The following is a 20,670-nucleotide window of genomic DNA, read 5'->3' on the forward strand; positions in this document are numbered from 1 at the left end:
GTCGATGCGCTGAAAGTAGTTCACCGTTAAACTAAAAAACGGCAATGACACAAGGGAAGAGGATCTGATGACGGACCACACTCAAGACATTGACCCTGTCGAATCCCAGGAATGGCAGGAAGCGATCGCCGACGTGATCGAACGCGACGGGGCGAATCGTGCGCATTTCCTGCTCGACAGGGCGGTGCAGCAGGCCCGCGCGGCCGGGGCAAACCTGCCGTTTTCCGCCACCACGCCCTATCAGAACACGATCCCGGCGGACGACCAGGAAGCCTTTCCCGGCGACCTGGAAATGGAATGGCGCATCCGCACCATCAACCGCTGGAACGCCATGGCCACCGTCGTGCGCCGCAACAAGGAAAGCAGCGAATATGGCGGGCATATCGCGTCTTTCGCCAGCTCGGCGGCGATGTACGATATCGGTCTGAACCATTTCTGGCGCGCCAAATCGGCGATCCACGGCGGCGACCTGGTGTTCTTCCAGGGCCACGTGATCCCCGGCATTTACGCCCGCAGCTTCATGGAAGGGCGGATCAGCGAAGCGGAACTGGTAAACTTCCGCTCGGAGGTCGATGGCAAGGGTCTGTCCTCCTACCCTCATCCCTGGCTGATGCCCGATTACTGGCAGTTCCCGACCGTATCCATGGGTTTGGGTCCGCTGATGGCGATCTACCAGGCGCGGTTCATGAAATACATGCACAACCGCGGCCTGATCGACATGGTCGACCGCAAGGTCTGGTGCTTCCTTGGCGATGGCGAGATGGACGAACCGGAAAGCCGGGGCGCCATTGATCTCGCGGCGCGCGAAGGGCTCGACAACCTGATCTTCGTGATCAACTGCAACCTGCAGCGTCTCGACGGCCCGGTGCGCGGCAACCACAAGATCGTGCAGGAGCTCGAGGGAGATTTCCGCGGCGCCGGCTGGAACGTCATCAAGCTGTTGTGGGGCAAGGGCTGGGACGAGCTTCTGGAAAACGACAGCACCGGGCGGTTGCGCCAGCTGATGGATGAAACCGTCGATGGCGATTACCAGACCTTCAAATCCAAGGACGGTGCCTATATCCGCGAGCATTTCTTCGGCAAGTACCCGGAAACCGCGGCGCTGGTCGAAGACTGGACCGACGATCAGATCTGGGCGCTGCGCCGGGGCGGGCACGATCCGGAAAAGGTCTATACCGCCTTCAAGCGCGCAACGGAAACCAGGGGGCAGCCGACCTGCCTGCTGGTCAAGACCGTCAAGGGGCACGGCATGGGCACGGCGGGCGAAGGCCAGAACACCACCCACCAGCAGAAGAAGCTGAACGAGGAGCAGTTGCGCGCCTTCCGCGACCGGTTCCAGATTCCGGTCAGCGACGAGGACGTGGGCAAGGCGCCGTTTGTCACCCTGAACAACGCGCAGAAGGCCTATCTGGCGGATCGCCGCAAGGCGCTCGGCGGGGCCTTTCCGCAGCGTCAGTCGGCCTGCGACAAGCTGGAGATTCCGGGACTCGAAAAATTCGACGCCCAGCTCAAGGGCACGGGCGAGCGCGAGATATCGACCACCATGGCTTTCGTGCGCATCCTGACCACGCTCTTGCGCGACAAGAAGATCGGCAAGAACGTGGTGCCGATCGTGCCGGACGAAAGCCGCACCTTCGGGATGGAGGGGCTGTTCCGCTCGGTCGGGATCTACAACCCGCTGGGGCAGCGCTATACCCCGCAGGACGCCGACCAGATGTCTTTCTACAAGGAGAGCGTGGACGGGCAGGTGCTGCAGGAGGGCATCAACGAGGCCGGCGCCATGGCCGACTGGATCGCGGCGGCGACCGCCTATTCCAACCATGGCGTGCCGATGATCCCGTTTTACATCTACTATTCGATGTTCGGGTTCCAGCGGATCGGCGACCTGGCCTGGGCCGCCGGCGACAGCCGGGCGCGCGGCTTCATGCTGGGCGGCACCGCCGGGCGCACGACGCTCAACGGCGAGGGGCTGCAGCACGAGGACGGGCATTCCCACATCCTCGCGGGCACCATTCCCAACTGCGTCAGCTATGACCCGACCTTCCAGTACGAGGTTGCGGTGATCGTGCATCACGGGCTGCAGCGCATGTATGTGGACCAGGAGGACGTGTATTTCTACCTGACGCTGATGAACGAGAACTACAGCCACCCGGACATGCCCATGGGGGTCGAGGAGGACATCATCAAGGGGCTGTACCGGTTCCGCGAAACCCCGAAGCCCGGCGACCGGCACGTGAACCTGATGGGCTCGGGCACGATCCTGGTGCAGGCGATCAGGGCGGCGGAGATGCTCGAGGAGGATTTCGGCGTGACCAGCGACATCTGGTCGGCGACATCGCTCAACGAACTGGCGCGCGAAGGCCAGGATTGCCTGCGCTGGAACCGGCTGAACCCGCTGGAGGAGGAAAAGCAGCCCTTCGTGACGCGGCAGCTGGCCAGGGCCAAGGGCCCGGTGATCGCGGCCACCGACTACATGAAGAACTATGCGGAACAGATCCGGGCGATGGTACCGAACGACTTCACGGTGCTGGGCACCGATGGTTACGGCCGGTCGGACAGCCGGGTCAACCTGCGGCGGTTCTTCGAGGTGGATGCCAACCATATCGCGGCGGCGGCGATGGAGCGGCTTTTCCGCGCTGGCCATGTGAGCCGCGAAGAGATGGAATCCGCCCTGAGCAAATACGACATTGACGGCGCCAAGCCGAACCCCCGCCTGGTCTGAGCGCGGGACACGAGGAGACAAGACAGATGGCTATTGAAGTGACCGTGCCGGATATCGGCGATTTCAGCGATGTTCCGGTGATCAGCATCCTGGTAAGCGTTGGCGACGTAATCGCGGAGGAAGACCCGCTGATCGAACTGGAAAGCGACAAGGCGACGATGGAAGTGCCGAGCCCCTCCGCGGGCAAGGTGACCGAGATCAGGGTGAGCGAAGGCGACAAGGTGTCGATGGGCAGCGTGATCCTGTTGGTCGAGGCCGAGCGAGCGGCGTCCGGGCCGGCCGTCGAGGCCGCCCCGGACGCTCCCGCCCCGGCCCCCGCGGCGCCTGTGGCCACCCCCGCGCCGGCGGCGGCGCCAGCGGTGACCGATGCCGGGTTTGGCAAGGTCCATGCGAGCCCGTCCGTGCGCGCCTTTGCCCGGCAATTGGACGTGGATCTGAGCAAGGTCAACGGCACCGGGCGCAAGGGGCGCATCCTGCGCGAGGATGTGACGAAATTCCTGAAATCGACCACCGCACCGGCGGCGGCCGCCGGCGGGGTTTCAGGCGGCATGGGCATCCCGCCGATCCCGGCCGTGGATTTCAGCAAGTTCGGACCCGTGGAAGACGTGGAGATGCCGCGCATCAAGAAGCTGTCCGGTCCGGCGCTGCACCGGTCCTGGCTCAACATTCCGCATGTGACGCATAACGAGGAGGCCGACATCACCGATCTCGACGCCTATCGCCGCGAACTGGACGGCCAGGCCAAGCAGGAAGGTTATCGCGTGACGCTCTTGAGCTTTGTCATCAAGGCTTCGATCTCGGCCCTGAAAACGCATTGGGAGGTGAATTCCTCGATCCACCCGGATGGCGACAAGCTGATCAGGAAGGATTTCTACAATATCGGCTTTGCGGCGGACACGCCCAACGGGCTGGTTGTGCCGGTGATCAGGGCGGCCGACCGCAAGGGCATCATCGAGATCAGCAAGGAGCTGGGCGAGCTGTCGGCCAGGGCACGCGAGGGCAAGCTCAAGGGCGATGACATGTCCGGCGCGAGTTTCACGATTTCCAGCCTCGGCGGTATCGGCGGCACCAGCTTTACCCCGATCGTCAACGCGCCCGAGGTGGCGATCCTGGGCCTGACCCGGTCCAGGATGGCGCCGGTCTGGGATGGGGAGGCTTTCGTGCCGCGCAACATGCAGCCGCTGAGCCTGTCCTACGATCACAGGGCCATCGACGGGGCGCTGGCGGCCCGGTTCTGCGCCACGCTGAAATTCCTGCTCGGCGATGTGCGCCGGCTGATGCTGTAAGGAGGGTGCGGATATGGAGGTCAAGGTTCCCGATATCGGTGATTTCACCGATGTGCCCGTGATCAGCATCCTGGTCAGCGTCGGCGACGAGGTCGCCGCCGAGGACCCGCTGATCGAGCTGGAAAGCGACAAGGCGACAATGGAAGTGCCGAGCCCGGCGGCGGGCAAGGTCAGGGAGATCCGGGTCGCGGAAGGCGACAGGGTGTCGATGGGCAGCGTGATCATGGTGCTGGAAGGGGCGGCGGCGTCCGAAGCGGCCGTCGAGGCCGCTCCGGCCGCGGCTGCGCCGGCCGCCGTTGCAGCGACCGGGACGGCCGGCGGTGCGGGCCAGCACCACGCCGAGATCGTCGTTCTCGGTTCGGGTCCCGGCGGCTATACAGCGGCCTTTCGCGCCGCCGATCTGGGCAAGTCGGTCATCCTGATCGAGCGCAATCCGACGCTGGGCGGGGTCTGCCTGAACGTGGGTTGTATCCCCTCAAAGGCGCTGCTGCACGCGGCAAAGGTGATCACCGAGGCCGAGGAGATGGGCGCGCAGGGGATCAGCTTTGCGAAACCCAGGGTCGATCTCGACGCATTGCGCGGCTGGAAGGATGGGGTGGTCAGCCAGCTGACCGGCGGTCTCGACGGGCTGGCGCGGGCGCGCAAGGTCAAGGTGGTGCGCGGCACGGGGACGTTCTCGGGGCCGAACATGATCGCGGTTTCGGGCGGTGAAGATGGCGACACGACGGTCAGCTTCGATCAGTGCATCATCGCCGCCGGTTCTGAACCGGTGGAGCTGCCCTTCATCCCCCATGACGACCCCAGGGTGATGGACAGCACCGGGGCGCTGGAACTGGCCGAGATCCCGAAGCGCATGCTGGTCCTGGGCGGCGGCATCATCGGTCTGGAAATGGCCTGTGTCTATGATGCGCTCGGCGCGAAGATCACCGTGGTCGAGTTCATGGACCAGCTGATGCCGGGTGCGGACAAGGACATGGTGCGCCCGCTGCAGAAACGTATCGAGGGCCGCTACGAGAAGATCCTGCTCAAGACAAAGGTGACCGCGATGGAGGCCCAGAAGAAGGGCCTGAAGGTGACCTTCGAGGACGACAAGGGCGGGGTCTCCACCGACGTGTTCGACCGGGTGCTGGTCTCGGTCGGGCGGCGGCCCAACGGCAAGCTGATCAATGCCGGGGCGGCGGGAGTCGCGGTGGACGAGCGCGGCTTCATCGCGGTCGATCGCCAGCAGCGCACCGGTGTGCCGCATATCTTCGCGATCGGCGACGTGGTCGGCCAGCCGATGCTGGCGCACAAGGCGGTGCATGAGGGCAAGGTCGCGGCCGAGGTGGCCGCCGGCCACAAGCGGGCGTTCGATGCGCAGGTGATCCCCTCGGTCGCCTATACCGACCCGGAGGTCGCCTGGGTCGGACTGACCGAAACCGAGGCCAAGACCAGAGGCATCAAGGTCGAAAAGGGCGTTTTCCCATGGGCCGCATCCGGCCGGTCGCTGTCGAACGGGCGCAGCGAGGGCATGACCAAACTGTTGTTCGATCCCGAGGATGACCGGGTCGTCGGCGCGGCCATCGTCGGCACCAATGCCGGAGATCTCATTGCCGAGGCGGCGCTGGCCATCGAAATGGGCGCCGATGCGGTCGATCTGGGCCACACGATCCACCCGCACCCGACGCTGAGCGAAACGCTGAACTTCGCCGCCGAGATGTTCGAGGGTACGATCACCGATCTGATGCCGCCGAAAAAGCGCAAGTGACCCACGTCTCCGGGCGGTCTTGTGCCGCCCGGAGACCTTGTTATCCGGCCTGCCGGCCGCGCGCCCCGTCATAGGCGGCGATGATGTTGCGGGCGCGGCTGGCGACCTGCGCTGCGGACAGGCCGGGCTGGTAGAGAGCGGTGCCGATTCCGAACCCGTCCGCTCCGGCGGCGATCCATGCATCGAGATTGTCCGCGCCGGCCCCTCCGACGGCAAAGACCGGGGTTCCGGCGGGCAGGACAGCACGCATGGCCTTGAGACCGGCGGGGCCGGCCAGGACGCCGGGGAACAGTTTCAGCCCGTCGGCCCCGGCCCGCAGGGCAGTGAAGGCTTCGGTCGGCGTGAACACACCCGGCCAGCTTTGCATGCCGCGCGCCTTGGTGCGGGCGATCACCGCGATGTTGGTGTCAGGCGATACGACAAGCCGCCCGCCGCAGTCGGCAACGGCGTCCACCTCGGTTTCCGCAAGAACCGTGCCGGCGCCGATCAGGGCGGAGGATCCGAAGGCATTCGCCAGAATAGAGATGCTTCTCAAGGACTGAGGCGAGTTCAGCGGCACTTCGATCCGGTCGATGCCGGCGTCGACGAGAGCGGCGGCGACATCTTCGACCTCTTCGGGCGTGATGCCGCGCAGGATGGCGATCAGCGGTCTGCTCATGTCGCCGCTTTCAGGTGGTCTCGGGCCGCGCTCAGGCCCGCCAGCGTCATTCTTGCGCCGTCGGCAAATATCGCCGGGACGCCTTGCAGTTCAAGGGCGCGGACGTAGGGGCGGGCCGGCGCGGTTTCACCGATGACGGCGACCTGCTGCCCGAGCCAATAGGGCCGCGATGCCGCCAGTTCGGCCCCGATCAGAAGGCCGGACAGCCGGGACCGCGCCGCTTCCGGGGTCTGCCCGTGCAGCAGATCGGCCGCGCGCAGCGCGAAGAGAGCATTGGCGAGCCGCTCCGGGCGCGATCTCGTGTCGTCCACTGCGTCCGAGAACGCGGTATCATCCCATCCGGTTTCGCCGATCGAATGGCGCAGGACCGATTGCCTGCCCAGCAGGGCGAAGAGTTCGCCGGTCATGAAGGTCTGGAAACTGACGATCTCGCCAGCGCTGACATGCACCCATTTGGTATGGGTTCCGGGCAGGCACAGGATGCCGTCCCAGCCCCTGTTGAGCGCCAGGAAGCCGGCGATTTGGGTTTCCTCGCCGCGCATGACGTCGGCGGGGTTCTCCTGTTTCATCCCCGGTATGATCCGGACCCGTAAATGCGGGGACTGCGCTGGTGCCTGATGCGGGGACGCGACCGGTGGTTTTGCGGGCACTGCTACATAGGGTGTTTCCGCCCAGCCCTGCCGCGCGCCGACCATGCCGCAGGCGATGACATCCGTCCGGCCCGGACCCATCCAGTCCGCGACTAGGCGCAACAGCGCTGGTTCGAATCCGTCACGCGGAATTGTGGCCATTCCGTCGCCGGTCTCGCGCTTGTCAATGACGGTATGTCCCCGCATCGCCCAGGCGCGCAACCGGGTCGTGCCCCAGTCCAGTGCGATCCATTCGGCAATTTGGGTCCGGTCCGGCATCCGTGCCGCCTCAACCGGTCGTCACGACGCCGCCATCGACGACGATGCATTGGCCGGTCATCATCCGGCTTGTGTCGGAGGCAAGGAAAAGCACACTGCCGACGATATCGGCCGGCGCGAGATGCCGCTTGAGGCATTGACGGTCCAGATGCGCGGCGAGGTCTTCGGGCGTCGCCCAGAGATCCATCTGCTTTTGCGTCAGCACCCAGCCGGGAGCGATTGCATTGACGCGGATGTCATGCGGCCCCAATTCGCGGGCGAGGCTGCGTGTCAGGCCGGTGATGCCGGCATTGGCCGCCGTGTAGGCCGGATACCCGGCATTGCCCATCATGTAGCTGATCGAACTGAAATTGACGATCGATCCGGTCCCGGCCTTCTCCATCCCCGGCGCCACCGCCCGGCAGGCGAAGAAGTAGCACTTGAGATTGACGGCCAGCATCGCGTCCCAGAATTCGGGCGTGGCTTCCTTCAGGCTGTGGCGTTGGTCATTGGCCGCGTTGTTGATCAGAACCCTGACCGGACCATGCTTTTCCGCCGCTTCGGCAAGCGCCCGTTCGAGCCGGTCGGTGTCGGTGATGTCGCCCTGAAGGAACAGCGGCGCGCGGACGTGCCTGGACTGCATGTCCGCGACGAAGGCAGAGGCGTCGGATCGCCCGATGAACGCGACCCGCGCGCCCTGTCCGAGAAATCCGTCCGTCAGCGCGGCGCCGATGCCCGACCCGCCGCCGGTGATGAAAACCGACGCGTCCTTCAGGTCGTGAAAGCTGGCGATCTGCGGCATCTGTTTGGCTCCCACCCGTGCCGATGCGAACCCCTGTTCGCATCGCAGTTGTTTCCGGACGCGACACCCGACGCGCGGGGCGGGTTAGGCGACGACCTCACCGATCAGGATCTGCGGCTTGGTGTCGGTGAATTTCGGAATATCGGCCATGACGGGCGCGGAAGCCTTCAACGCCGCGGCCATGGCGCTTTGATCCGCGAATACGATCGTCGCGATAGCATAGATTTCGGGCGGCATGTCCGGACCTCCGGCGACGCCCCTTGTCACGAGGACGCGTTCGATATGCGGCCCCATATGCCGGTCAACCAGGTCCATATGGGTATCTAGGTAATACGCGTCGTCGAAATGGGTGTTCTCCCCTATCGGGTAGATGACCTGCAACGAGACAGCCATGATGTTTCCTTTTCAGAGACGGGCGACAATCCCGCCCATATGAACGGCAACCGGACGCAGAGTCAAAATCTCGTTTCCTGCGGCACCGGGTGCGGCAGGATTGAGGCCCGGCCGGTTTCTGCGATGACGGCTGGCAGGGACGCTCCGTCCGTTTCCGGTTGTGGTCGAACGGCGGTTTTGCGTTGCCTGCAGGGACGGAAGCAGGAAAGACGATGTCGATGATCCGCCCGGACGGCTTGTCCGCACGTTGCATCCGGAGGAAGCGCCCGCGCCGGGCTGGCCATCCCGCCGATGCGGGGAACTGACATGCGCCCAGGCTTGGACACGGGGCTGTCTGCGTTCGGACCCTCGCCAAGGACTTGCCGCCGCAGAACTGCCTGAACGACGCGCACCCCGGCCTGAGGGACATCGCCGTCCTGCTTGGCTATGCCAATCTGAGCGGGTTCCACCATGCCTCCAAACGATGGACGGGAAAAACACAGAGGCAATACCGCAGGTCTCTCTGACCGAAGGTTCGTGTGCGGTCTGCCCGCGGGGGCGTCCCGTTCCGGAAAACCGGCCCCGGACCCGAAACGAATATGCCAGCCGATTGATGAAATGACCGCGCCGCGTCGCCGGGACTGGCCAGGCCGGACAGGGCGTGTTAAGCGTGATGTTAGCGCTACCATAACCCCGCGGGATGCGGGTCAGACGGATTTCGGAGGGAAACGGATATGCCGACCAGGCTGGCCATCAACGGGTTCGGGCGCATCGGAAGATGCATTCTGCGCGCTTGGATCGAAAGCGGACGAAACGACCTCGAGATTGTGGCGATCAACGATCTCGCGCCGATCGGGGTGAATGCGCATCTGTTGCAGTTTGACTCCGTGCATGGACATCTGAATGCGCAGGTGACTGTCGAAGGCGATGTGTTGCGGATCGACAATCACCGCATTCGCGTGACGCAAGACCGCAATCCCGACGCGCTGCCCTGGGATGGCGTGGACGTCGCGCTGGAATGCACCGGTGTTTTCAGGTCCCGGAACAAGGCGGCGCAATACCTTGATAACGGATCCCGCCGGGTGCTGATTTCCGCGCCGGGCGACGACGTGGACAAGACCGTCGTCTTTGGGGTCAATCATCAGGTGCTGACCGCTGCCGACAGGATCGTTTCCAACGCTTCCTGCACCACGAACTGCCTTGCGCCGGTCGCCACGGTTCTGGACGACGCGTTCGGGATCAGAACCGGATACATGACGACGATCCACAGCTACACGGGCGACCAGCCGACCCTGGATACGGCGCATTCCGACCTTTACCGCGCCCGCGCCGCGGCGCTGTCGATGATCCCGACATCCACGGGCGCGGCCCGCGCGGTCGGCCTTGTCCTGCCGAACTTGCAAGGCCGGCTGGATGGCTCCGCCATACGGGTTCCGACGCCGAACGTATCCGTCGTCGATCTCAGCTTTCTGCCCGAACGCCCGGTCTCCGCGGAAGAGATCAACCACGCGGTGCGGCAGGCCGCCGCCAAAGGCCCGCTGCGCGGCATACTCGCCGTCAGCGACCTGCCGCTGGTTTCGTCGGATTTCAACCACAACCCGCATTCCTCGATCCTGGCCACCGCGCAGACCCATGTTGGCGAGGGCGGCCTGGTGCGGGTCCTGTGCTGGTATGACAATGAATGGGGATTCTCCAACCGGATGCTGGACACTGCCCAGGCAATGGCCGCCTGCTGAGCGATTCAAGGCCGGCAACGCGCCGAAGATCATCGTGGATTCCCGTGCCCGGAACGAACGGTGCCGGGCCGGACCGCCCCATTGTTCCGAATGCCGCGACGATGCGCCCCGAAGCCGTCAGATCTTAACTAAGAAGCCAATAAAATTTGCGAATTATTTGCGCAAATTCCCCTGTAATGATAAACGTGAGATTGCCAAGCTGGAGCCGCGCATTGTTTGAGCGCGAGTCTGGTTCGGGTGTTGTGCGCTTTCACAGGTTTCAGCGGCGCGGGTAACGAGTGAAATGCATCGGGCGTGTTTTGTTCCGGTGCCGTGGTAGTTCAGGGGTTCAGTGTGGGTATGAGAGATCAATACGAGAATGATCGACGGGTCGGTGCGAGCAGCAAGGCCAGTGATCTGCCGGGTTACATGTCGGCAATGATGCTGATGCCGCTGGCGTCCATGGCGGCCACCGGATATGACCGTCCTTTCCGGTCCGGCCCTTTCGCCTCGAAATCCCCGTTCTCCGGGTGGTATCCGGCCTGGGGCAAGCGCGCGCTGGATATTGCCCTCGTGGTCCTGGCCCTGCCGGTCGTTCTGCCGCTGGTTCTGCTCTGTATCGCGGCGCTTTGGATCGAAGGCGGCAGCCCGTTCTATCGCCAGGCCCGTATCGGACGGAACGGGGCGGAGTTTTTCATGCTGAAGCTGCGCAGCATGGTCCGGGATGCCGACAGCAAATTGCAGGAGGTTCTCGCCCGGGATCCGGCGCTCCGGGCCGAATGGGACGAGACACAGAAACTGAAATCCGATCCCCGGATCACCCGCGTCGGCGCGTTTCTGCGGGCCAGTTCGCTGGACGAACTTCCGCAACTCTGGAACGTGCTGACGGGCGACATGAGCCTCGTCGGCCCGCGCCCGATGATGCCTGACCAGGCATCGATCTATGGCGACCTGACGGACTACAAGGCGCTGACCCCCGGTTTGACCGGGGTGTGGCAGGTGTCGTCCCGCAACGAGTCCAGCTTCGCCCATCGCGCGACGATCGATGCGGCCTACCGGCGCTCGCTGTCGCTGCGCCAGGACGTCGGATTGCTTCTGAAAACCGTGGCAGTGGTCTTGCGCCGGACCGGATACTAGGCCGGCCGCCGACCGGTTCCCGGTTTCGTGCCTGGCACTTTTGACATGGACAGATGCTTCGCCGCCGACGCTCGCGCGCACCGGCTGGGTCTTGCGGTTCAGGCACCCATGGAACATTCTGATGCGCGCTCCACTTCGCGTGGCGGGCCGTTCCCTTGAGCGGGCTCTGCGGCGACATCCTGGCGGCCTATGCCGGTGATCCGGCCGATGGTCCGGCGCGTCGGACCGTGAACCTGATGGCGCACCTGCTGGGTGTGTTCGCGCGCGAACTGGTTTTCCAGTATCTGCCGTTTGGAGGCATCCACTTCGCCGGCAGTGCGGCGCGCGGCATTCTCGGGTCCGCCGCGCGCGATCTGTTCCTGTCCGGACTTGAAGTGCCTGGCCGGTTCTCCGAGCAGATCGCGGGCGTTCCGATCCGCCTGATCACCGACGATGCGGCGGCCTTGACCGGCGCGGCGCGGTATTTCGAATCCGCTGACCGGTTCGCCTGATGGACAACGCCGGCGGCAAGCTCTAGTAGTCGCGTTCGAAAAACAGCCCCAAGGCGGTCTCGCCCGTATTGTCCACTCTGCCCCTGACCGTTAAGTTGTCCGTCAGGTCCAGATTCAGGTTCACTTCTGTGTTGCCCGCGGTATTGATGCTGATGTCCGTATAGACGCCATCGGCGAGATATTTGCCCGCGCCGAACTGCGCATTTCCGTCGTCGTCGGTGCCGATGTCGAACGTATCGACTCCGAGCCCTTCGCGCACCCCTTCGCCGATAGCGTTGCCGCTACCGCTCAATTGGGCCAGGGACGCGGCGAGCTGCGCGATTCTCAGCGGCGACAGTCCCGCGAACTGGTCTCCGAAGACCAGCATTGCCAGTGCTTCTTCGCTGGGGCGTTCCGGGTCCGAAAAGACGGTGACCTTCGGCATCGTCAGCGGGCCTGCGATCTCCAATGTCGCGTCTCCGTCGGATGTGTGCGTCGTCGCCGAGAATTCCATGTAGGGTTCCAGGTTGCCCTGAAGGGTCAGGATGCCCTTGGTCAGATCCAGCCGTCTGCCCAGAAGGGCCATCGTGCCTCGGATCATGTCGATCTGCCCGGAGGGCGCGACCTGCGCTGTCGTGCCGCCCACCAGTATCGCACCGCCCAGTTCCGCCTGCAGCCCCCGTCCGCGCACGAACACCTTGTTGGCCGCTTCCAGGCGGACGTTCAGCCCGATGATCGGCAACCCGCTGCCGGATTGTCCGGCGTCGATCAGGCCGGCCCGTTTCCGTGTCGCCCACTGCGCGCCGGTTTCCCCGGCAAAGGTCATCGGGGGGATCGGGGCGGCGCCGAGCGATCCGGCGAGGGTGGCGATGTTGATGCTGGTTTCACCGAACCGAATTTCACCGTCGAGCGAACCGCCCTGCGTCAGCGAGCCGTCATAGGACAACCGCCCGTTCGCCACGGATTCGATGGCGACCCTGTCCGTCAGGACAAGCTGTTCGATATCGGTCACGAGAGAGGCCTGAAACGGCGGCGCCAGGGACACCGGGCCGCTGACCCGGACCTGGCCGCCGTTGCGAAAGCCCGCGGTCGCGGAAACGTCGGCCTGTCCGGCCGACAGGCCGACGGTGGCGTCAAGTTTGTCGATGGTCTGCGCAACCGCCGGAATCGCGACGGATGTGTTCGCCGTCGTGATCGTTCCGCTGAGCGATTCGACCGCCGGCGGACCTCTCAAAGCGAGGTCGAAACTGGCGGTTCCGCGCACCGAGTTGGGCGTGATGAACCGGTTCACGGCGCCCAGTTGCACCTGGCCTTTTGCCGTGATGTCCGACACAAGGCTGGCTTGGTCGACGGACCCGGCGACATCGGCGGAAATCCCTGCCGGACCTTCGGCGCGTGTCGCGATCTGCCAGGTGTCGCCCGACCGCCTGGCGGTGCCCTTGGCGCTGACCGACCCCGGAAATTCCGGGATGAAGCGTTCGATCCGGGCCAGCAACGCATCAAAAGTCAGATCGATCGACCCGTCTTCCGCAACTGTTCCGTCCAGATCGGCGAAGGATTCCCTCGGGCCGTTCAGCCGCACGGTCCCGGAATAGCTCTTTCCGGATTGACTGACATCGCCCTGCATCGTCAGCGGGCCGGGAGCCTCGGGGATGAGGCGGGCCAGATCGTCAAGCTTTGCGCTGAAGTTCAAGCCGGCGGCGCCGCTGCGCACGGCGCCCTTGGCCGTGGCGCTCAGCGCCGTCCCGGCCAGATCGAAGGCGCGGATCTCGAGCCCGGTTTCATCGCGTTCGGCCTGAAGCGACAGCGTCGTTTCTCCGGCGATCAGGTCGTCGACCTGGGCGATTCCGATCGTCGGGTCCTGCGCGGTGGCCTTCAGATCGAAATCGAACGCGCCGCCGAGCGGCGATCCTTCGCCGTTGATGGTCGCGGAGACGGCGCCAGTCAGGTCGCGCCCGGCCAGGGCCGAGAAGCGGGACAGGTCGGCGGCGGTGACGCCGGCCGTTCCGTTGACGTGTATCGCGCTGTCCAATCCGCTGATTGCCGCATCCACCGTCGCGGAAATCCCTGCCGAGCCTTCCGCGCGCGCCGCGATCTGCCAGGTGTCGCCCGATCTTGCGGCGGTGCCCTTGGCGCTGACCGATCCCGGAAAGTTCGGGACGAATTGTTGAATCTGGTTCAGCAACGCATCAAAGGTCAGATCGATCGATCCGTCTTCCGCAACTGTTCCGTCCAGATCGGCGAAGGATTCCCTCGGGCCGTTCAGCCGCACGGTCCCGGAATAGCTCTTTCCGGATTGACTGACATCGCCCTGCATCGTCAGCGGGCCGGGAGCCTCGGGGATGAGGCGGGCCAGATCGTCAAGCTTTGCGCTGAAGTTCAAGCCGGCGGCGCCGCTGCGCACGGCGCCCTTGGCCGTGGCGCTCAGCGCCGTCCCGGCCAGATCGAAGGCGCGGATCTCGAGCCCGGTTTCATCGCGTTCGGCCTGAAGCGACAGCGTCGTTTCTCCGGCGATCAGGTCGTCGACCTGGGCGATTCCGATCGTCGGGTCCTGCGCGGTGGCCTTCAGATCGAAATCGAACGCGCCGCCGAGCGGCGATCCTTCGCCGTTGATGGTCGCGGAGACGGCGCCAGTCAGGTCGCGCCCGGCCAGGGCCGAGAAGCGGGACAGGTCGGCGGCGGTGACGCCGGCCGTTCCGCTGACCTGGAACCCGCTGTCCAACCCGTCGATTTCCGCATCCACGGTTGCCGAATAGTCCAGCCCGCGCATCAGGAAGTTGCTCAGTTTGAGCGCCGTTTCGTCTTTCAGTTCGAAATCGCCGTCCAGCCGGACCTGGGTGCCGATGGCCTTGCTCAGAGCTTCGTCCTGTAGTCCGATGCCGCGCAGCGCGGCGTTCAGCGTGCCCTTGAGATGCATCGCGTCCGCCTGGTCCAGAGTGCCGTTCGCCGTGATTTCGGAGCGCGCCAGCTTGATGCCCGTGCGTTCGATACCGTCGACGCTCAGCCGCAGGTCCCAGGTGTTGTCCTTTTCGGCTTCGAGCCTGACGCTGATCAGCGCCGATTGAATGGAAGTGCGGGGCTCGCCGATCGGCAGAACCACGGACGTGCCCCTGGGAGGCGAGATCCGGCCTTGCAGCAGCACCCGTTCGACCCTCCGGTCGCCGGCGATATCCAGTGCGCCGTTCAGCATCAGGGCATTGGACAGCACATCCAGTTGCTGGATCGCGAGCCGCCCGTCCGGATCGGACCGGCCCACCAGTTTCAATTGCACCTCGTCCCCGAAGAATTCGCGAAATTCGGCGGCCAGAAGCGGCGTGACATCGCCCGCCAGTTCCGCCTGAAACCCGATGCTCGGCGGAGCCGCGTCGTCCGCGTCGGAGAGCTGCACGCTGCTCAGCCGGACCTGCCCGCCCAGTCTCTCGACATCATCCGAGGCAAGAGTCACGTCGGCGGTGAAATCGGTAACCGGGCCTTCGCCTTTCACGGTCAGCAGCACGGAAGGCCGATCCGGGATGTTCAGGAGTTCCGACACCAGGCCGCCCTTGTCTTCGTTCAACGTCACGTCCAGCGAGATCACGCTGGTTTCGTTCTGAAATCCGGCGACAAGGGTCAGCCGGTCGGTGTTCCTGTCGAGCCGCACGATTTCGAGATTGGACTCCAGCGTTCCGTTCGCAAGGCTGAGTGCGCCGTTCAGCGACAGGGCCGCCTCGTGACCGATCACGGATTGGTCGAGTTCGAACCGGTCGATCCGCAATTCGCCGATCTCGACGGCAACCGGCAATTCCGGAACCTGGAATGGTTTCGCCTCCGGCTCGGGCAGGTCGTCCGCGGCTTGGGTCGGGATCGGTTTGCGCGCGACGATGATTTCGGCCGCGCTCAATGTATTGACGGAAAACCGTCCGCGCACCAGCGCAAGCCGGTTCCAGTCCAGAACCGCGTCCCTGATCGTCAGCCAGACGCCTTCGTCGTCGGAAACGCTGATTTCCCGGATCCTGGCCGCGCCGCTCAGTGCACCCTGAAGCCCGGTGACCCTGATGTAACGGTTGTCTCCGGACAGGTTGTTCTGAAGCAGATTGACGAGAAAGCCGCCCGCGTCATCGTCATCCTGGGCGCGGGCCGGGGCCGTCAGGTAGAAAACCGCGATCAGCGCGAATGCAAGAAACCTCATCAGAACGCCTGCCCAATCCCGAGATAGAACTGCAACCCGTCGCCCGTCGATCCGTCGACCGGCAAGGCGAGATCCAGACGCAACGGGCCAAGCCCGCCGAGGTCATAGCGGACGCCGATACCCGCGCCCGACTGATACGGCGAATCGGCATCGACGAACTGATTCTCGTCGATGGCCGCGATATCGAAGAATCCAACGAGCGATATCTTGTCCGTCACCTTGCCGCGCAGTTCCGTCGATAGCGCCAGAATGGAGCGGCCGCCGGCCAGACCGTTTCCGACCGGGATGCCGAGGGATTCATACGGCTGGCCGCGAACGGTGCCCGCGCCGCCGGAATAGTACAGATACTGCGGCGAAATCTCGGAAATCGACGGCCCGAAAACGGAGCCGACCTGGACCCGGCCGGCCAGCACCAGCGAGGACGAAGACGTCAGGCTCAGGTAGCCGCGGGCGTCGATGGTCGTGTAAAGGCCGGATTCCGTGTCCGACAACCCCAGGAAGGGCGCGACCGTCGTGTTCAGGAAATAGCCTTTGGTCGCATTCACCCTGTTGTCGCGCTGGTCCAGTTCGACCCGCAGCGGCAAAGGCAGAAGCTTGAAATCCCGGTCCTTTCCGAAGGCATCGTCCGACCTGTTGAATTCGGGCACGACCGAAAATTCGGCAAACAGGTTCTCGGAAAAGACCCGGCGGACACCGGCCCCCAGAAAGGCGCGGGTCAGCGAATAGTTGGGCTGGTTGTCGCGTCCGAATCCCGCGACATAGAACAGGTTGTCGTCGCCGCCGAAAAAGGCGGGCTGGTCGAGTCTGACGCCGATACTGCCGTCGATGTCGTCCTCGCCGCCGATGTTGCTGATGCGGCTTTCGAACTGAAACCTCTCCGCGGCGCCGAACAGGTTCCGGTGAATCCATCTGGCCGAAAGTTCCAGGCCGGATTCGGATGACAGTTCCCCGCCGAAGGAAATCCTGCGTGGCGTCTGGTCCACGACCACGACTTCGAAGTCGAGCGTCCCGTCGGGATTGGGCGTCTCGGCTTCCCGCATGCTGACGCCGGAAAACGCCCCGGTGCGCCGCAGGCGGGTGCCGACCCTCTGGACCGTGGCGGGGGCAAAGACCTCGCCGCTTGGAAAGGCCGCGATCCTGGCGATCGCGTCGGCATTGACGGCGGAATCCTGCGGCACTTTCAACCGCCCGAAACGAAGTCGCGGCCCCGGCAGCAGGGATATGTCGGCGTTCAGCTGTTGCTGCCGGGCATTGACGCTGATCTTCTGGTCCCCGATTTCGGCCTTGGCGTGGCCCGCTTCGCGCCAGGACCGGATGCCTGCGGACACGACATCTCGCAGAATGCCGGTGTTCGCGGGCTGGCCGCTCTTGAACCCTTCCGGAAGAACGGTTTCCGGAGCCAGCGGGCCGATATAGGCCCTGCCAAAGCGAAATGCGGGGCCGGACTGCACGGAGATCGCGATCGAGGTCACGGAGCGTGGCGGTTCGAGCGTCGGGATATCCGCCGCTTCGCGCCCGTTCACGCGGATGCTGATGACGGGTCCGAAATACCCTTCGTCATACATGATCTGCAGGAGCGTGCGGTAGTCCGACATGGACGCGGCGATCAGTTCCTGCGGCGTATCCAGCCCGTTGGTTTCGGCGGACATCACGGCGGATGAGGATTCGAGCCGTTTCTGCAGGTCTTCGGAAACTCCGGGGGCGGACAGCGTCGGAGTCAGCGCCAGAGCCACGGACGGTCCCATGGCCAGACCCACGGCGAGGATGTTGCGCCGCAGGGCCTGGCGCCAACGCAAGAAATTCATAGGGCAGGGCTCCGTTCTGCCTCGGGTTTTCGATCCGTCCGGCGGTGAGTGCGCGCGGGATTCACCCCGTTAACTAGCACGTTCGGCGTCGGAAAAAACACGAAACTGCGCCCGGCCTGCGGCGCGGGCGGGGTGCGGCGCGGGTATCAGGCGCGATTGCGTCGTGTGATAGCGATCACATCTGGCTGGCGCGATACCAGCGGACGATCGCGGCCCGGTCCTCGGGTTCCATGTAGGTAATGTTGGCGGGCGGCATCGCGTGGCTGATGCCGGCCTGAAGGTAGATCGCCTTGGCATTTCGGGCAACGTCGGCTTCGGTTTCCAGCAGCACGCCCTTGGGCGCCCAGAGAATGCCGTCCCAGGCGGGTTCGCGGGCGTGGCACATGGAACAGCGCCCCAACACCACGTCATGCGCATCCTCGAACCCGTCCGCCGTAGCCAGGCGGGTCTCATAGGGCGTCATCGGCCGCGCTTCGGCGGTATCGACATCCTCATGCATCGACGCCGTGGACAGCCAGATGATCAGAACGAACAGCACGGTGGTCACGGCCCAGGTCCAGTAGGGGCGCCCGCCGCCGGCATGCATCGTGTTGAAGAAATGGCGGATGGTGACGCCCATCAGAAAGACCAGCGATGCGATGATCCAGTTCCATTCCGTGGCAAAGGCCAGCGGGTAGTGGTTGGACAGCATCAGGAAGATCACCGGCAGCGTCAGGTAGTTGTTGTGGGTGGAGCGGAGCTTGGCGATCTTGCCGTATTTCGCATCCGGGATGCGCCCGGCCTTCAGGTCGGCGACGACGATCCGCTGGTTCGGCATGATGATGAAGAACACGTTGGCGGTCATGATCGTGGCGGTGAACGCGCCCAGGTGCAGCATCATCGCCCGGCCCGTGAAGATCTGGTTGTAACCCCATCCCATCACCACCAGCATGACGAACAGCAGAACCATGAGCAGCGTCGGCTGGTTCGCCAGCGGCGACTTGCACAGGAAGTCGTAGATGATCCAGCCGATGGTCAGCGACGCCGCCGAGATCAGGATGCCCTGCCAGACCGCCAGATCCGCCTTGTTCGCGTCGATCAGATAGAGTTCCGCCCCGGCCCAGTAGACGATCATCAGCAACGCCGCGCCGCTCAGCCAGGTGGTGTAGCTCTGCCACTTGTGCCAGGTCAGGTGTTCGGGCATCCGGGCCGGAGCCACCAGATACTTGACCGTGTGATAGAATCCCCCGCCATGCACTTCCCATTCCTCGCCATAGGCGCCCTCCGGCAGGTCGGCGTTGGGTTTCAGCATCAGGTCGAGCGCGATGAAATAGAATGACGCGCCGATCCACGCCATGGCGGTGATGACATGCAGCCAGCGCACGGCGAATCCGGCCCAGTCCCAGAAAGCCACTAAATCATACATGGTGAGTCTCCTCCTGTGATTGAAACAGACTAGGCAAGATGGCCGTTGTTCGGTATTCCCGTATAGTATCAAGCTGTATCAAAAATTCTGGAATAATGTCATATCTCGACAACATCAGAACCTTCGTGCGTGTCTATGAATTGGGCAGCATGTCGGCGGCTGGGCGCGATTTGCGCATTTCTCCGGCAGTCACTTCGGCTCGGATCTCGCAGCTTGAGGATCATCTCAATGTCCGTTTGTTCCAGCGCACCACGCGCAACCTGACCCCGACCGAACAGGGCCGCGCCTTTTATGCCGGGGCCTGTGTGGTGCTGGACGCGGTGGAAGAGGCCGAGGCACAGGTGGTCAACCTGACCGAGAACCCGCGCGGCTCGCTCTTCGTCGCGGCCCCTCTCGGGGTGGGACGGCGGCTGGTCGCGCCGCAGGTTCCCGAGTTCCTCGACCAGTATCCGCAGATCGACATGCGATTGCGCCTGACCGACCGCTCGGTCGACCTCACGACCGAGGGGCTGGACCTCGCGTTCTTCCTCGGCCAGCCCGAGGACAGCAACCTGCGCATCCGCAAGATCGCCGATTGCCAGCGGGTGATGGTCGCCGCACCCGCCTATCTGGCGGCGCGGGGCATGCCGGAGTCGGGCGCCGACCTGGTGAAGGACAAGCATGAATGCCTGAATCTGCGCTATCCCGGCGCGACGGAATTCCAGTGGCGTCTGATGACCCCGGACGGCCCGCAGCGTTTCGCAGTGTCCGGGCGCTATGAATGCGATGACGGGGATGTGCTGACCGACTGGGCGCTCGGCGGGCAGGGCATCGCGATGAAACCGGTTTTCGAGGTGGCCGATCACATGCGCACGGGCGCGCTGGTGCCGGTGGCGCAATCCACGCCGCCGACCGGGGTGCAGATGGCGTGCCTCTATACCCATCGCCGGCACCAGGACCCCAAGACCCGGCTGTTCATGGATTTCATCGCCGACCGCGTCGGCGACACCGTCAAGCGCGCCGAAGCGCAGGTTCAACTGCCGCGATAGGTGGAATAGCCAAACGGCGACAAGAGCAGCGGCACATGGTAATGCGCCGCCTCGGACATGCCGAAGCGCAGAGGGATCACGTCAAGGAAACGCGGGTTTTCCGGCGGTGTGCCGGTCCGGTCCAGGTATTCGCCCGCGTGAAAGACCAGTTCGTAAACGCCCGTGGCGAATTCGCTTTCCGGCAGGATCTGTTCGTCGGTGCGCCCGTCATCATTGGTGTGCAAGGTCCGCAGCAGGGTATGTTCCGCGCCGTCGATGCGAAACAGTTCGATCCGGATGCCTTCCGCCGGGCAGCCCCGCGCGGTATCCAGAACGTGCGTGGTCAGGTATCCAGTCATGACATGCCTCCTGTCGTTGATCCGGGTGTGCCGCAGACCGCGATTTTATGCAAACTCCGCGTCTCAGATAGTGCTATTCGTTTTTTTTGAAAAACACTGGCATTGCTCTGAATTACAAGGAGCCAAAATC

At 64.3% G+C, this 20,670-nt stretch carries 15 protein-coding genes; 7 read left to right on the forward strand and 8 right to left on the reverse strand.

Annotated features, from left to right (window positions below):
• The first annotated feature begins 67 nt into the window (after positions 1-67).
• From aceE to lpdA, 3 genes are read left to right on the forward strand one after another with little or no spacing between them, the layout of a single operon-like run.
• Positions 68-2,722, forward strand: coding sequence for a pyruvate dehydrogenase (acetyl-transferring), homodimeric type (gene aceE, locus QO034_RS04095; protein ID WP_284484226.1), 2,655 nt, complete (start codon positions 68-70; stop codon positions 2,720-2,722).
• A gap of 26 nt (positions 2,723-2,748) precedes the next feature.
• The gene (locus QO034_RS04100) at positions 2,749-4,008 is read left to right on the forward strand and encodes a 2-oxo acid dehydrogenase subunit E2 (RefSeq protein ID WP_284484227.1); all 1,260 of its coding nucleotides are present in this window, start codon (positions 2,749-2,751) and stop codon (positions 4,006-4,008) included.
• A gap of 13 nt (positions 4,009-4,021) precedes the next feature.
• A complete protein-coding gene (gene lpdA, locus QO034_RS04105) occupies positions 4,022-5,755 on the forward strand; it encodes a dihydrolipoyl dehydrogenase (protein WP_284484228.1) in 1,734 nt (577 codons plus the stop codon).
• A 40-nt stretch (positions 5,756-5,795) separates the two neighbouring features.
• On the opposite strand, the gene QO034_RS04110 is transcribed toward lpdA, so the two are convergent.
• The 4 genes from QO034_RS04110 to QO034_RS04125 form a co-directional block, all read right to left on the reverse strand.
• Complete coding sequence (locus QO034_RS04110) at positions 5,796-6,413, reverse strand: 2-dehydro-3-deoxy-6-phosphogalactonate aldolase (protein ID WP_284484229.1); 618 nt, start codon at positions 6,411-6,413, stop codon at positions 5,796-5,798.
• A complete protein-coding gene (locus QO034_RS04115; protein ID WP_284484230.1) occupies positions 6,410-7,321 on the reverse strand; it encodes a 2-dehydro-3-deoxygalactonokinase in 912 nt (303 codons plus the stop codon). Before QO034_RS04115 ends, QO034_RS04110 begins: the two co-directional genes overlap by 4 nt.
• 10 nt (positions 7,322-7,331) lie before the next feature.
• The gene (locus tag QO034_RS04120; RefSeq protein WP_284484231.1) at positions 7,332-8,102 is read right to left on the reverse strand and encodes an SDR family NAD(P)-dependent oxidoreductase; all 771 of its coding nucleotides are present in this window, start codon (positions 8,100-8,102) and stop codon (positions 7,332-7,334) included.
• A gap of 84 nt (positions 8,103-8,186) precedes the next feature.
• Positions 8,187-8,495 (reverse strand): EthD family reductase, encoded by a 309-nt coding sequence (locus QO034_RS04125; RefSeq protein WP_284484232.1) that lies wholly within the window; start codon positions 8,493-8,495, stop codon positions 8,187-8,189.
• 713 nt (positions 8,496-9,208) lie between these two features.
• Between QO034_RS04125 and gap the strand changes: the two genes are divergently transcribed.
• From gap to QO034_RS04140, 3 genes are all read left to right on the forward strand, one after another.
• Positions 9,209-10,210 carry a type I glyceraldehyde-3-phosphate dehydrogenase gene (gene gap, locus QO034_RS04130; RefSeq protein ID WP_284484233.1) on the forward strand — a complete coding sequence of 334 codons (1,002 nt, stop codon included), beginning with the start codon at positions 9,209-9,211 and terminating at the stop codon, positions 10,208-10,210.
• Positions 10,211-10,543: 333 nt separating this feature from the next.
• Positions 10,544-11,326 carry a sugar transferase gene (locus QO034_RS04135; protein WP_284484234.1) on the forward strand — a complete coding sequence of 261 codons (783 nt, stop codon included), beginning with the start codon at positions 10,544-10,546 and terminating at the stop codon, positions 11,324-11,326.
• A gap of 155 nt (positions 11,327-11,481) precedes the next feature.
• Complete coding sequence (locus QO034_RS04140; RefSeq protein WP_284484235.1) at positions 11,482-11,817, forward strand: glucokinase; 336 nt, start codon at positions 11,482-11,484, stop codon at positions 11,815-11,817.
• Between the two features lie 22 nt (positions 11,818-11,839).
• On the opposite strand, the gene QO034_RS04145 is transcribed toward QO034_RS04140, so the two are convergent.
• The 3 genes from QO034_RS04145 to QO034_RS04155 form a co-directional block, all read right to left on the reverse strand.
• Positions 11,840-15,964 (reverse strand): translocation/assembly module TamB domain-containing protein, encoded by a 4,125-nt coding sequence (locus QO034_RS04145; protein ID WP_284484236.1) that lies wholly within the window; start codon positions 15,962-15,964, stop codon positions 11,840-11,842.
• Positions 15,964-17,769, reverse strand: a complete 1,806-nt coding sequence (locus QO034_RS04150) for an autotransporter assembly complex protein TamA (protein WP_284484237.1) — start codon at positions 17,767-17,769, stop codon at positions 15,964-15,966. Before QO034_RS04150 ends, QO034_RS04145 begins: the two co-directional genes overlap by 1 nt.
• Before the next feature lie 175 nt (positions 17,770-17,944).
• A complete protein-coding gene (locus QO034_RS04155; RefSeq protein ID WP_284484238.1) occupies positions 17,945-19,174 on the reverse strand; it encodes a urate hydroxylase PuuD in 1,230 nt (409 codons plus the stop codon).
• 95 nt (positions 19,175-19,269) lie between these two features.
• On the opposite strand from QO034_RS04155, the gene QO034_RS04160 reads away from it, so the two are divergent.
• The gene (locus QO034_RS04160) at positions 19,270-20,202 is read left to right on the forward strand and encodes a LysR family transcriptional regulator (RefSeq protein WP_284484239.1); all 933 of its coding nucleotides are present in this window, start codon (positions 19,270-19,272) and stop codon (positions 20,200-20,202) included.
• Here QO034_RS04160 and uraH read toward each other — a convergent pair.
• Positions 20,187-20,540: a hydroxyisourate hydrolase gene (gene uraH, locus QO034_RS04165; protein ID WP_284484240.1), complete on the reverse strand. Its 354-nt coding sequence runs from the start codon at positions 20,538-20,540 to the stop codon at positions 20,187-20,189. The genes QO034_RS04160 and uraH overlap by 16 nt on opposite strands.
• Between the last annotated feature and the right edge of the window lie 130 nt (positions 20,541-20,670).

Source organism: Sedimentitalea xiamensis, from assembly GCF_030164465.1.
In the GTDB taxonomy this organism is placed as follows: Bacteria; Pseudomonadota; Alphaproteobacteria; order Rhodobacterales; family Rhodobacteraceae; genus Sedimentitalea; species Sedimentitalea xiamensis.